Below are 13,465 nucleotides of genomic sequence, written 5' to 3' on the forward strand. Positions count from 1 at the left end.
TCGACACAGTCGGCGAGGTCGGCCATCGGCGCCAGCCATCGGGGAGCCGCCAGCACCAGGTGGTCGTCGCCGCGCGCGGCCCGCAACGCCCGCAGTGCCGGCACGGCGGTCAGCAGATCACCCAGCCCCAGCGCCCGCAGGACCAGCGTCACGCCCATGACGGTGGAACCGCCGCGCGGCTCGGCGCCGCGGTCACGACGGCGCGATCCGATCGTGTCTCGCCCATCGCCGGCGACGACACCGCACCGTCGCGAACGAACCGCGCCGCGACATCGACGGCCGAGCGGACCGCGTTGGTCACCGAATCGCCGGACGCCAGCGCCGCGGTGGCCGCCGCGGCGAATCGGTCTCCGGCACCGCACACGTCATACCCCGGACCGCATCGGAGGTCCGGCGATATCCCCACGGCCACAGTGCCTTTCGTACCGTGCCGATAGAGCACCGCCCCCTCGGCGCCGAGCGTGACCGCCACCGCCCGCGCCGACCATCGCCGGCTCAGCTCACGGGCCCGATCCCCGAAGTCACCGTCTCCGGCCACCAGGCTCGCGGCCTCGTCACGATTCGGTGTCACCAGAGTCGCGCCGGTCACCGGCGCCGGACCGCGCGGATGCGGATCCCACACCACGGGAATGTCGCGCAGGCGCCGGGCCAGCAGGGCGCGAATTCCGGGATGGGCGGCGACGCCGTGACCGTAGTCGGCGACGAGAATGCCCCGCGCGCACTCGAATACGGCCTCGACATCGGCCGGTAGCGGGCCCGCGCCGATACGGCCGTCGCCCGAGTCGACCCGGACCACGGAAACCGGGCGATCGGCCGCACCGTCCGCGGCGGCCGGAGCACACGGGCCGACGGCCCGGATCCGCTGTTTGCACACCGTCGTTCCCCGCATCGGCAGCGGCGCCACCCGCACGCGCCCGGCCAGCAGCCGGCGCAGCCGGTGACCGGCCTCGTCGTCGCCGAATCCGCCGACCAGCACCACCTCGCCGGCGTCCGCGGTGGCCAGCAGAGCTGCCAGTCCCGCCCCGCCCGGACGCCAGATTCCGGCGCGGACGTCGACCACCGGAACACCCGCGTCGGGACTGCGACGGTCGGCGCGGCCCTCGATATCGCTGTCCAGCAGCACATCTCCGACGACGACCAGCGGTGCGATCACGACAGATCCCGCAGCGCGGAATCCAGTGCCGTGCACAGCGCGTGGACCAGCACCAGATGCACTTCCTGCACCGTCGCCGTCGACTCCGCCTCCACCGCCACCGCGTCGTCGCACAGCGACGCCAGCGAATTCGGCGCCGGTCCGGTCAACGCCCAACTGGTCAGGCCGATGTCGGCGGCCGCCTTCGCCGCGGCGACGACATTGCCGCTGGAACCGCTGGTGGACATCGCGACCAGCACGTCCCCGGGCCGGCCGTGCGCTCGTAGCTGGCGGGCGAACATCTCGTCGAATCCGTAGTCGTTGGCGATCGCCGTCACGCTCGAGGTGTCGGCGTGCAGCGCGACCGCCGACAGCGGTCGGCGTTCCTCCCGGAAACGCCCGGTCAGTTCGGCGGTCAGATGCTGTGCCTCCGCCGCGCTGCCGCCGTTGCCGCAGGCGAACAATCTGCCGCCGTCGCGGTAGACGCACGCCAATCGCTCCCCCCAGGCCCAGATGTGGGCGACGGAGGGGCGCACATTGCGGCGCAGCGCCGTACCGAGGAGTTCGAAGTGCTCCTCGAGTTCGGTGCCGATACCGGCGAGGTCGTGGCGCCGGTATTCATCTCGGGGGGTGGTCATGTCAGTGTGTCCTTCCCGTCGAGTTCGGCCAGTGCCAGCGACACTGCGGTCCGCAGGTCGGGTGCGACATGGGCGACCACCGCGGCGAAGGCGATCTCCGAGGGCCGCGTCTTCGCCGTGGGCACGAGCACCGCCCGCGCTCCGGCCGCGGCGGCGGCCTCGACATCGCTGCCGATATCACCGATCACGACACATCGGTCGGGTGTCGTACCGAGTGCCTCGGCGGCCGAAACGACAAGTCCCGGTTGGGGTTTGCGGCATTCGCACCCGTCGTCGCGGCGATGCGGGCAGATCTGCCAGGTGTCGACGGGTCCGAGCAGATCCTCCACCTTCGCGGTCACCGCCGCCAACTGATCCGGGGTGATGGTGCCCGCTCCCACCCCCGACTGATTGCTCACCACTCCGATCCGAACACCGGCCCGGCGCAGCCGATCCAGCTCCGCGGCCGCGCCGGGTACGGGCTCCACCAGCTGCGGATCGGACAGATACGGCACATCGATGATCAGGGTGTCGTCGCGGTCGAACAGCACCGCGGGCGGGCCGCCGTGTCGTTCCGCGGTGGTCGAGCGCCGTGGCTTCTCACCGCGCAGATGTGCCACCGCGTCGACGATCTGTTCGTCGGAGATCCGGTTCAGACAAGGATGACCCGGTATCGGGCACTGCCGGGCCCGGGTTCCGGCGCAGGCCGCCGACTGGTCGCCGAGCACCACGCACGGAACACCGTGCGGCGCCCAGCGGATCGCGGGAACGACCGGGGCGAACAACGAGACCACGGGGGTCGCGACGGCCGCCGCCAGATGCGCGGCACCGGTATTGGGCGCGACGACCACATCGGCCCCGCGCAGGACCGCCGCCAACTGCGGCAGATCGGTCGCTCCGCCCAGATCGCGGGCGTGCGTCCCGGCGACGGTGGCGGTCAGCTCACGCTCGTCGGGGCCGCCGGTCACCACCACGCGGTATCCCGCCTCGGCCAGGGCGCGGGCCACCGCCCGCGACCGCTGCGCCGACATCCGGCGGGCGGGCACGGCCGCCCCCGGGTGCAGCACGATATAGCCCGGCTCGCCGGTCAGCGCGGACACATCCGGCAGATCGGTGCGCACCCGCAGCCGGTGCCCCACCGACGGATAGCCCGCCGCCTCGGCCAGTGACAGCGCCCGAATCGCCTCGGGCACATCGTCGTCCAGCTGATGGCGGACATCGAGCAGCGATCCCGGATAGTCGGGACTGATCGCCGAGATCCGCCCGACTCCCGCCATTCGCAGCACCAGCGCCAGCGGCAGCGGCGACTGATGGAAGGAGGTGAAGATGATCGCCTCGTCCGGCTGCTGGGTGTCGACGAGTTTCACCAGCTCGGCAATCGATTCGGCATCCACCGGCGGGGCATCGAAATCGACCCAGCCGGCGTGGAATTCGAGCACCTGGCTCACACCGGGCAGCAGCTGCGCCGCGGCCCGCCCGCGCGGGCCCGCCAGAAAACTCACCCGCTGCGCGCGGGCGGCGACCGCCCGCACGGCCGGGCCCGTCAGCAAGACATCGCCCGCACTGTCCAGGCGGGCCACCAGGACGTGGCCGTTCATCCGCGCCTCCCGCTGTGGAATTCGGCGACCGTATCGGCGAGCAGCCGGTCCCAGCGCTGCGCGAACTCGGTGATGCCGAAGTTCTTCGCGGCCCAGGCCCGGGCAGCCTGTCCGGTGCGCCGGGCCAGTTCCGGATCGGCGAGGTAGCGGCCGATCGCGCGGGCCAGCTCGTCGAGGTCGGTGGAGACGACGCCCGCCTCCGGCGGTACCGCCCAGGGTGCCTCGGTGGCGCCGACCGCCACCACGGGCATGCCCACGAACATGGCCTCGAGCAGCGACAGACCGAGCGAGGTCCAGCGAGCGGTGTGCACGAACACCCGCCGCCGGCCGATCTCGGTGTGCAGCCGTTCCTGTCCGACGTCACCCGCACCGTGAATCTGTGTCGCGGGGCAGTGCCCCCACTTGTGCAACTCGGCGGTGTCGATGCCGAAGACGTCGATCGGCGCGGCCCGAGACAGGTCCCCGAGCAGATCGGTCCCGGTGATCCGCCACCGGCGCACCGGCTCGTTGATGATCGAGGCCGCGCGCTCGAGCTCCCCGGTGTACCGGTACCCCGGATCGACCACACCGTGCGGGACCGTCTCGGCCCGGCAGCGCCCGTTGTCCCACATCAGCCGGTTGAATCCGGTGACGTGCACCAGCGTCACATCGCTGCGGTCCGCCATCGGATGCCGGCTGGTGGCCGCGTGTTCGCGAGGAGTGTTGTGCTCGACGTAGATCACCGGCACCTCCTGGCCGGGCACCCGGCCGAGCCAGTCACGCACCAGGTCGAATTCCTCCGGACGTTGCAGGACCACCACATCGACCGACTCGCCGGCCAGATCGGCCGGCGCGACCTCGACCGCGGATTCGGGCCAGGGTCGCCCGCACCGGCCCAGTGCCCACTGCCGCCGCCGGGGATCGGACGGCACCAGATAGCGATGACGCCCCTGGACGAAGGAGGTCATCCAGGACCCGTGCACATGCCATACGAGCACGCGCAGGGGATCCGAACCCGGTACGGCGGCAACGCTCATGGCCACGACGATTCGGTGGAGGAGCAGACCAGCATTTCCCGCACCTCGGATCCGGCGGGCCGGGTGAGGGCGAAAACGACTGCGTCGGCGACGTTTTCGGGTCGTTCGAGGCGCACGTCGGGCCCGGGGACGTACTGCTCCGGGCGGTCGTCGAAGAAGTGTGTGTCCATGCCGCCCGGAATCAGCAGCGTCACGCCGATCTCCCCGGCCGTCTCGGCGGCCAGTGCCCGGGTGAATCCCACGACCCCGAATTTCGACGCGCAGTATGCCGTGGCATCGGGCAGCGCCCGCATACCCAGAGTCGACGCACAGGTGACGACGTGTCCGTGAGACGCGCGCAAAGCCGGCAGCGCGGCGCGGATCACCGCGGCCGTGCCGAGCAGATTCACCCGCACCACCTGTTCCCAGGCGGCCGCGTCGACCTTCTCCAGTGGGCCGCAGGCGTCGATCCCGGCGGCGGTGAACACGCCGTCGATGCGGCCACCGGCCCGGTCGGCCAGGGCTCGCGTGGCCTCCTCGGCCGCCGCCGAATCCGCGAGATCGGCCTGCTCCCAGTCGACGTCGGTATCGGGCCGGTTCCGATCGATGACGAGCGGAACGCCACCGGCGGCGCGCACCGCGTGCACCGTCGCCGCGCCCAGGCCGGACGCACCACCGGTGATGACGACAGTACCCAAGGGGCGAGTCGATTGATTCATCCGCGAGTTCCTCCTGATGTCAGCGAGCGGACGACGCGATGTCGCCCGCGGCGGCCGTGGCGGCGGTCCGTCGATAGGCCGCCGAGGTATCTCTGGAGATCCGATCCCACGAATAACGTCCGCGGGCACGTTGCAGACCCGCTTCCCCCATCGCCCGGCGCGCCTGCCGGGTGTCGAGCAGGCCGGACACGACCTCGGCCAGCACCGCGGGGTCGCCCGAGGGGACCAGACGTCCGGTCACCCCGTCGAGGACGGTGTCGAGCATTCCGCCGACCGCGGTGGCGACCACTGGCTTCGCGCACGACATCGCCTCGAGCGGAACGATGCCGAACGGCTCGTACCACGGCGTGCACACCACGGCGTCGGCCGAGCGCAACAGCATCGGCATCTCCGCCCGCGGGACCGGCCCGCGCAACCGGACCCGTTGCGACACACCGTATTCCGCGGCCACGGCACGCAACCGCGCCTGCTCGGCCTCGTCCTCGGCGCTCTGCGAACCGCCCGCGATCACCAGTTCGGTATCGGGCACCTCCGACAGTGCCGCGATCGCGGAGTCGAACCCCTTGCGCCGCACCATGCGGCCCACCGAGACGATCCGCCGCGGCAGATCCGGTTCCTCGGCGGGACCGTCGGGAGTGAACAGCGACAGGTCGACACCACACGGCACCACCGACGTGCGCTCGCGCGGCACACCCATCCGGCCCAGCTCCCGGACCTCGTCGGAACAGGTCGCGACGATATGGGTCGCTCCCGCCGCCACCCGGCGCTCGGACTGGATGCGCGAGCGCGGGCTGGTGTCGGCCAGCCCCTGATAGCGCCGCTTCACGGTGCCCAGGGCGTGGAAGGTCAGAACGACCGGGACGGCGAGATCGCGCGCGGCGCGTTCGGCGGCGATGCCCGACATCCAGAAATGCGCGTGCACGACATCGGGGGTATCGGCACTCCACTGCCGGCGCAGAAAGGCGGCGAATTCGGCGAGGAACGGCAGAATGTCATCCTTCGGAATGTGCCGGGGCGGGCCGGCCGGAACGTGGATCACGCGATATCCCGCCCCCACCAGCACCTCGGCGGGGATGCCGGGGTCGTCTCGGCGGGTGTAGACCCGCACGTCGTGCCCCAACCGCGCCAGTCCCGCGGCGAGTTCGGCCACATGCACGTTCTGACCGCCCGCGTCCACGCCACCCAGGGGCGCCAAGGGGCTCGCGTGCTCGGACACCATCGCAATCTTCACGCTTCCTCCGATCCGCGTCGCCGCCGGTGGACCTCGCGCTCTCGAACTGCGCCATAGCTGGCGGAAACCGTGCCATGGATGTATGCGACCGACTCGATCGTTCGACTTCTGAACCGGTTCGTGGTCGACATGCCCGCGCAGACCGGACGCAAACGGACGGGAGCAGAACTGTTCGACGACCGGCGTGCGGCGAATCCGCCAGGACTGAGTCGCGCCCGCACGGGTAGGGCTGCGGTATGTCCGAGACGACGACAGCCCCGGCCGTGACGGCCGGGCAGCCCCTGCTCGATCCTGTTCCGGCGACGGAGCGGCCGAGTATCGGCCCGATCGCCGACATCGTGCCGCAGGTGCGGCGGATCGTGGTCCTGCGGGGTGGAGCACTCGGCGACCTGCTCTACGCGGTGCCTGCCCTGTACGCATTGGCCGCGGCCTACCCCGCCGCCGAGATCACGCTGCTCGGCTCGGCGCTGCATGCCGACCTGCTGCGGGGACGGCCGGGGCCGGTCGACGAGGTGGAGGTACTGCCTGTCACCCGCACCGACTGGAACCAGCCCGCGCAACCGGCGGAGGTCGAATTCGTCGACCGCCTCCGCACCCGGCCGGTGGATCTGGCCGTGCAGCTGCACGGCGGCGGCGCGTGGTCCAATCCCTTTCTGCGGCAGCTGAATCCGCGGGTCAGCGTCGGTTCCCGCGCCGCGGGCGCACCGCCGCTGGACCGCAACCTCGCCTATCGCTTCTATCAGAACGAGGTGTTGCGGGCGCTCGAGGTGGCCGGGCTGGCCGGGGCGCCACCGGTCGTGATGGAGCCGCGCGTGGAGCTCACGCCCCAGGATGTGGCCGCGGCCGACGCGGTGCTCGGCACGGTGACCGGCCCGCTGGTCGTCGTGCATCCGGGTGCGAACGATTCCCGGCGGCGCTGGCCCGCAGCCGCGTTCGCCGAGATCGCCACCCACTGTCTGGACCGCGGCGCGACGGTGCTGATCATCGGCGGCCCCTCGGATCACGCACTGGTCACCGACCTCCGTTCTCGCATACCGGCCGCCGGCGATGCCCGCGCGGATCGGCTGCGCACCCTGGTCGGTTCGGATATGTCGACGCTGTGTGGCGTGCTCGCCCGCGCCGCGGTCCTGGTCGGCAACGACAGCGGCCCGCGCCATCTCGCGCGAGCCGTCGGCACACCCACCGTGGGGGTGTTCTGGATCGGCAACGTCATCAGCGCCGGGCCCCTGAGCCGCGGCAGCGACCGCGTGCTCATCTCCTGGCAGACCCACTGCCCGGTCTGCGGCAGCGACGCCACCGACGAGCGTCTGCCCCGCTGCCCGCACGGTGATTCGCTCGTGTCCACGGTGCCCGTGGCGGCGGTGCGCGGGGACGTGGACGAGCTGCTCGGCTGGGACTGAACCCAGCCGAGTTGCCCGGCGGGCAGTGGTCCCCGGCGGGCCGTGATCCCCGGCCGCGAGGGCCTAGGGCGCGGCGCCGGAGCGGATGCGGGCGATCACTTGCGATGTCGAGTGATCGGCAAGATAACTCAGCACCCGCACCTCACCGCCGTAACCGTTGACGATCGGCGCCTCCGGCAACATGTCCGGGCGGTAGTCGCCACCCTTGACGTAGAGGTCGGGCGTGGTCGCGCGCAGCAGCGCGGCGGGGGTGTCCTCATCGAAGATGGTCACGTGATCCACGCAGCTCAGCGCCGCCAGTACCGCCGCACGCTCGTGGTCCGGATTCACCGGCCGGTCCGGCCCCTTCAACGCGCGCACACTGCGGTCCGAATTGACCGCGACCACCAGCACGTCACCGAGCCGCTTCGCCTCGTTGAGATAGGCGATGTGCCCGGCGTGCAGAACGTCGAAACACCCGTTGGTGAACACGATCCGTTTACCGGCCGAGCGCTGATGCGCCAGCACCGTGGCCAGATCCCGCGCCGGCAACACCGCCCCCGCACTGCGCGCGAGCCGATCGCGGAGTTCGGAGGTCGAACACATCGAGGTCCCGGTACGGTGCACCACCACGTCCGCGGCCGCTTGCGCCACCTCCACCGCGGCGGTCGAGGGCATCCGGTCGAGCAGCGCCAGGGTCAGCGCGGCGACGAAAGTGTCTCCGGCGCCGGGCGATTGGCTTTCCGGCACGGGTTCGGCCCAGGTGCGGTGCAGCGGGCGGTCGCCCTGCAACAGCACCGCCCCGTCACGGTCGAGGGTCACCACGACCGCACCCGCACCGGTGAGTTCGAAGAGCCGGTCGCGGTGCCGGTCGAACCATTCCACCCGGGACCGGCCCGGCATCGCCGCCGGCATCCCCAGCACCCGCGCGGCCTCGTCGGCGTTCGGGGTGACCAGATCGGGACGCAGGTCCGCCCAGCGGGCGGGATGGTGGGTGTCGACGATCAGCAGCGGCAGCTCGGCCCGGCGCGCGGCGAGCGCCTCCCGGACCCGCTCACCGAGCACACCGTCGTAGTCACAGACCACGAGGGCGTCCGCCCGGGCGAGCGCCTCGGGCAGCGTGTCGATCACGCGGTCGACGTCCTCTGCGGTCGCCGGCGCGGTCGTGCTCCGGTCGAAGCGGACCACGATCTGATCTCCGGCGACCACCCGGCATTTCGCCACGGTCTCCGCATCGGCCGCGCTCACGTACGTCGTGTCCACTCCGCAGCGTCGCAACGAGTCACGCAACCGGTCGCCGTGCTCGTCGGCTCCCGCCAGCGCCACCAGACGCACCTCGGCGCCCAGCGCCGCGATATTGGCGGCGGTATTGGCGGCACCGCCCGGCAGGTAGCTCGTCGTGTGCACGTCGACGACGGGCACCGGCGCTTCCCGGCACAGCCGCTCCGAACGGCCCCACATCCACACGTCGAGCACCGCGTCGCCGAGGACGACCACCGTGGCGTGCTGGCGAGCGAGGCGGTCGGCGATCTCCGGAACCAGACTCCGCGAAACCGGTGAGCCCGTCTCACGATTCATACGTCCTCCTCGAAGCGGCGTTCTTCGGGTGGGTCACTGCGGCGGCAGCAATTTCTCCAGCACGTCCTGGCAGGCGCGCTCACAGCGGTGGCACGCCTGCGCACACTGCTCGCAGTGGGTCATTCCGGTGTGCGACGCGCATTCCTCGGCGCACGAGGCACATGCCGCCGCGCAGGCACGCACCAGCGCGGCGGCCACGAACGGCACGAACGCCGTGCGTCGCGCCAGCACCCGTGCGGTGGCCGCGCAGACGTCGGCGCAGTCCAGATCCTCCCGGATGCACTGACGCAGTGCGGCCACATCCGGTTCGGCCAGGCAGGAGTCGGCACAGATCGTGCAGGCCGTCTGACAGGCCACGCATTCCTCGACGCATCGCGCGATTTCGTCGGCGGTCAGCGCGCCGGATCCTCCGGGCCCGCCGGGATGTGTGCCGAACATGTCGAGCACCGTCGTCATGGCTCCTCCTCCGGGTGTGAGCCGGTGAATCAGTTCTTACGGCGGGCGCGCTCGTTCGACCGTTCGATCGATTCGACCAATTCCTTCTTCGTCATGCGGGAACGGCCGCTGATGTCGAGGCGCTTCGCGATATCCAGCAGATGCTGTTTGGACGCGTTGGCATCCACACCGCCGGCGGTCTTGCCCGCGGGTTCCGGTCCGCCGTGCCGGGCGCGCTCGTCGGAGGGACCCTTGCGCTGCTTGGGCTCCCAATGGTCGCCGACCTTCTCGTAACTGTGCTTGAGCGCGGCGTAGGCGACGCGATGCGCGCGTTGCTCGCTCTGGTACTCCTGCAGCGCGGAATCGTGAACCTCGGCGAACATACGCTGCGCGTGCTCATCGGATTTCCGTATGGTGCTGGGCAATTCGGAGAGTTTCGGGTCACCGCGCCGAGTGGTCTTGGGCATCGTCTGCTCCCTTCGTCGACGGTCGACTGCCCGGGACGCCGAACGGGCGCCCCTGTCGACGCACTACCCGGACTGGTCCGGCATATTCACCGCAACAGCGCGATCTGTGCTTCGACATGGCCGGGCAGGCGGCGGCGTGCCCGCAGAGCGTGTGGCATCCGGGTCACCAGGCCCAGCAGCGCCGGCACACTGCTCGGATGCCGCAGCGCCGTGCGGCCCACGGTGGCCAGCTCACGCAGGCATGCGCCGACGGGCCGGCGCATCACCGCGGTGAGCGCGGCGTTGCGGGATTCGAGATGGGCGCGAGCCGTATTCGCCATCCGGTGCGGCGAGGGCATGTGCCGGCTCACGATCTGCGGCGAATAACACAGCAACCAGCCCGCCGCGGCCAGATCGTAGGCCAGCAGCGTCTCCTCGCCGGCGAAATGCAGTACCGGGGAAAATCCGCCGGCCGCCAGGAACGGATCGCGGCGCACCACCGCCGCCCCCGCGAGAAAGCCCAGGACCGATGGTCCGGGCGCCTGGCGAGCAGTGCCCAGGGGACTGTGGTGCATCAGCTGGTTCACCGGATCGTCGCGCCCGTCCGGACCCACCAGGGTCCGGCCGGCGAGGAGCCCGACCTCGGGGTGGCGGTCGAACAACTGCTCGGCCGTATTCAAGGCGCCCGGCGCCCACCAGGCATCGTCGTCACAGAACGCGACGAACGGTGTGGTCGCGCATCGGGCGCCGTGATTGCGGGCGACCGCGCCCTCGTTGCGCGGCAGTTCGACCACCTCCAGCGCGCGGATCCGGCCGTGCCGCGCCCGCGCCGCCGGCACCGTGTGATCGTCGGAAGCGTTGTCCACCACCACGATCGGCGGCTGCGGCTCGTGCTCGGCGAGGCGATCTAGCGTGGTGACCAGTTCGTCGGCCCGATTGCGGGTCGCGATGACCACGGTGGTTCTGCCGCGCTCCCCGCTCATCGGCCGTTGCCGATCACGGTGAACCCATCGCGCCGCAGAGCCTCGGCATCCAGCAGATTGCGGGTGTCGACGATCAGCCGGCGCCGTGTCAGGGTGCCCAGCCGCGGCCAGTCGAGTTTGGCGAATTCGGGCCATTCGGTCGCCACGACCACCGCGTCCGCGTCCCGCGCGGCGTCGTAGGCATCGTCGGCGATGTGCACGCGGGCGGGCAGGCCCAGGTCCCGGCCGCGCACCGGCGCCACGGTGGGGTCGTAGACGCACAGCTGAGCGCCGTGTTCGGCCAGGGCGGCGGCCAATCGACGGGCGGGTGAGTCGCGCAGATCGCCGGTGCCGGCCTTGAACGTCAGGCCGAACAGCGCGGCGCGCACCCCCCGCAAGTCGGCGCCGGTCCGGTCCAGTACCCGCGCGACGGTGGCGACGGTACGGTCGGTCTGCGCGCGATTGGCCGCCACGGCGGCCTCCAGCACGCCCAGGTTCACCTGCTTGTCGTGGGCGATGTGCAGCAGCGCCTCGGTGTCCTTCGGCAGACAGGATCCGCCCCAGCCCGGCCCCGGCCGCAGGAACGCGGCGCCGATACGCGGATCGGATCCCAGGCATTCACCGACGAGTTCGATATCGGCACAGACCTTTTCGCACAGCTCGGCGAGTTCGTTCACGAACGACACCTTCGTCGCGAGGAAGGCATTGCTGGCATATTTGGCCACTTCGGCACTTTCGAAGTCGACGATCTGCACCGCCGGAGACTCGACACCCTGATACAGCCGCGCGATCCGTTCCCCGACCGCGGTATCGGCGGTACCGATGACGATGCGATCGGCGTGCAGGAAGTCGTAGACCGCATGACTTTCGCGCAGGAATTCCGGATTGCTCACCACGTGCAGTCCGCACCGGCCCGCCGCTTCGTCGGCCGCGCGCGCCGTACCGACCGGGACGGTGGACTTCAGCACGATGATCGCACCGGGCGACAGCAGATCGCACAGCGCGGCCAGCACGTCTTGGACGGCACTGGCGTCCGCCGCACCCGAGGGGGTGGCCGGCGTCGGCACGCAGACGAAAACCACTTCCGCCGACGCCAGCCGCTCGATATCGGTGTCGAACTCCAGCAGACCGGCGCGAATACCTTGGCGCAGAAGCGGTTCCAAGTCCGGTTCATGGAGGTCGCTGCGCCCCTGCCGCAATCGTTCGACACAGCCGGCGTCGACGTCGACCGCGGTCACCGGCAACCCGAGATGCGCGAGGCCGGCCGCGGTGGTGGTGCCGACATACCCGGCTCCCACCACACCGATGCGTTCACTCATGGCCGGACTCCGATCCGCCGCTCGCCGGCCGGGGCAGCCGGGTCCCGCGCGCCACCTGCCATTCGCCACGCAACCGATGCCAGCACGCGGCCGGTGGAATCAGCACACTGGTCAGCGTCATGGCGCCGACCTCGCGGACCGTGGCGGGACCCTGACCGATACGCCGCGCCGCGAATTCGGCCGTACCCGCCAGCCAGAGGCCCGCACACGCCAGCGCGGGTACGCGGCGACGGCGCAGCGCGAAGAACGCGGCCGCCAGCCCCGCCGCGGAGACCGCCGCGTGCGCGCCGAGTCTGCCGCCGCTCTCGCCGATGTCCTCGCGCCAGGTGCGGCCGAATTTGCTGCGCATCAACGCGTTGTCGGCATTACCCGCTTGGGCGCGCAGCGACGACAGCAGCGAACCTTTCGCCGGCGGATGGGTGGTGACCCGGCTGCCCGAGGTGATGTCTCGGCCGGTCCGCACCACGCGCAGCGCGAAGTCGGAGTCTTCCCGGTAGGCGCGCCGGAAGCGTTCGTCGAAGCCGCCCAGTTCGGCGAGGACGGCGCGGCGGTAGGCCATATCCGCGGTGATCCAGCGCGCGCCGGCCAGGCCGGCCGTGCCGCGTTCGGCATCGGTGGGCCGGCGTCCGGACGGCAGCGGCACCCACAACCGTGCCTGCGATCCGGCGACGTGGCCCGGCAGATCACGCAGATCCTCGGCCAGGCGCGCTCGCCATTCCGGCGACGGCACCACATCGTCGTCGAGAAAGGCGATCCATTCCGACTCGGCCGCTCGCCATCCGGCATTGCGGGCCGCGGCCGGTCCGCGACCACCCGAACGCACCACGCGCAACGGAATATCGCTGGGCGGCAACGACAACGGCTCGGCCGCATCCGGTCCGCCCGCCGGCGGCCGATCGTCGACGACGACGATTTCGGCCGGGGCGACACCTCCGGGCCGATTCACCGCCGCCAGCACATGCGCCAAACCGGCTCGCCCGATGGTGGGAATCACGATGGTGTAGTCGATGCTCTCCGCGTCGGTGCCGCCCGGAGTCACAGCGTCGCGCACGCC

The 13,465-nt window shown here is 71.2% G+C and carries 13 protein-coding genes; 1 reads left to right on the top strand and 12 read right to left on the bottom strand.

Going from position 1 to position 13,465, the window contains the following annotated elements; all coding sequences use genetic code 11:
- Positions 1-148: 148 nt before the first annotated feature.
- From IRT45_RS03440 to IRT45_RS03470, 6 genes are read right to left on the bottom strand one after another with little or no spacing between them, the layout of a single operon-like run.
- Positions 149-1,153: a PfkB family carbohydrate kinase gene (locus tag IRT45_RS03440; protein ID WP_194804433.1), complete on the bottom strand. Its 1,005-nt coding sequence runs from the start codon at positions 1,151-1,153 to the stop codon at positions 149-151.
- Positions 1,150-1,770, bottom strand: coding sequence for an SIS domain-containing protein (locus tag IRT45_RS03445; protein ID WP_194804434.1), 621 nt, complete (start codon positions 1,768-1,770; stop codon positions 1,150-1,152). The genes IRT45_RS03440 and IRT45_RS03445 overlap by 4 nt, the downstream gene beginning before the upstream one ends.
- Complete coding sequence (locus tag IRT45_RS37685) at positions 1,767-3,347, bottom strand: HAD-IIIA family hydrolase (RefSeq protein WP_309240781.1); 1,581 nt, start codon at positions 3,345-3,347, stop codon at positions 1,767-1,769. The genes IRT45_RS03445 and IRT45_RS37685 overlap by 4 nt, the downstream gene beginning before the upstream one ends.
- On the bottom strand, positions 3,344-4,363 hold the full coding sequence (locus IRT45_RS03460; RefSeq protein ID WP_228533517.1) for a glycosyltransferase family 4 protein: 1,020 nt from the start codon (positions 4,361-4,363) through the stop codon (positions 3,344-3,346). The genes IRT45_RS37685 and IRT45_RS03460 overlap by 4 nt, the downstream gene beginning before the upstream one ends.
- Positions 4,360-5,061 carry an SDR family oxidoreductase gene (locus tag IRT45_RS03465; protein WP_194804435.1) on the bottom strand — a complete coding sequence of 234 codons (702 nt, stop codon included), beginning with the start codon at positions 5,059-5,061 and terminating at the stop codon, positions 4,360-4,362. Before IRT45_RS03465 ends, IRT45_RS03460 begins: the two co-directional genes overlap by 4 nt.
- A gap of 19 nt (positions 5,062-5,080) precedes the next feature.
- Complete coding sequence (locus tag IRT45_RS03470) at positions 5,081-6,292, bottom strand: glycosyltransferase (protein WP_194804436.1); 1,212 nt, start codon at positions 6,290-6,292, stop codon at positions 5,081-5,083.
- Between the two features lie 236 nt (positions 6,293-6,528).
- Here IRT45_RS03470 and IRT45_RS03475 point away from each other — a divergent pair, with 236 nt between their 5' ends.
- Entirely contained in the window at positions 6,529-7,692 is a 1,164-nt protein-coding gene (locus tag IRT45_RS03475; RefSeq protein ID WP_194804437.1) for a glycosyltransferase family 9 protein, read from the top strand.
- A gap of 63 nt (positions 7,693-7,755) precedes the next feature.
- On the opposite strand, the gene rfaE2 is transcribed toward IRT45_RS03475, so the two are convergent.
- The 6 genes from rfaE2 to IRT45_RS03505 form a co-directional block, all read right to left on the bottom strand.
- The gene (gene rfaE2, locus IRT45_RS03480) at positions 7,756-9,249 is read right to left on the bottom strand and encodes a D-glycero-beta-D-manno-heptose 1-phosphate adenylyltransferase (protein ID WP_194804438.1); all 1,494 of its coding nucleotides are present in this window, start codon (positions 9,247-9,249) and stop codon (positions 7,756-7,758) included.
- A gap of 33 nt (positions 9,250-9,282) precedes the next feature.
- On the bottom strand, positions 9,283-9,705 hold the full coding sequence (locus tag IRT45_RS03485; RefSeq protein ID WP_194804439.1) for a four-helix bundle copper-binding protein: 423 nt from the start codon (positions 9,703-9,705) through the stop codon (positions 9,283-9,285).
- Between the two features lie 29 nt (positions 9,706-9,734).
- Positions 9,735-10,151 (bottom strand): ChaB family protein, encoded by a 417-nt coding sequence (locus IRT45_RS03490; protein ID WP_194804440.1) that lies wholly within the window; start codon positions 10,149-10,151, stop codon positions 9,735-9,737.
- A gap of 86 nt (positions 10,152-10,237) precedes the next feature.
- The gene (locus IRT45_RS03495) at positions 10,238-11,113 is read right to left on the bottom strand and encodes a glycosyltransferase family 2 protein (RefSeq protein ID WP_194804441.1); all 876 of its coding nucleotides are present in this window, start codon (positions 11,111-11,113) and stop codon (positions 10,238-10,240) included.
- On the bottom strand, positions 11,110-12,411 hold the full coding sequence (locus tag IRT45_RS03500; protein WP_194804442.1) for a UDP-glucose/GDP-mannose dehydrogenase family protein: 1,302 nt from the start codon (positions 12,409-12,411) through the stop codon (positions 11,110-11,112). Before IRT45_RS03500 ends, IRT45_RS03495 begins: the two co-directional genes overlap by 4 nt.
- The gene (locus tag IRT45_RS03505) at positions 12,404-13,462 is read right to left on the bottom strand and encodes a glycosyltransferase (RefSeq protein WP_309240782.1); all 1,059 of its coding nucleotides are present in this window, start codon (positions 13,460-13,462) and stop codon (positions 12,404-12,406) included. Before IRT45_RS03505 ends, IRT45_RS03500 begins: the two co-directional genes overlap by 8 nt.
- Between the last annotated feature and the right edge of the window lie 3 nt (positions 13,463-13,465).

The sequence above is a fragment of the Nocardia sp. BSTN01 genome, assembly GCF_015354405.1.
Lineage (GTDB): Bacteria > Actinomycetota > Actinomycetes > Mycobacteriales > Mycobacteriaceae > Nocardia.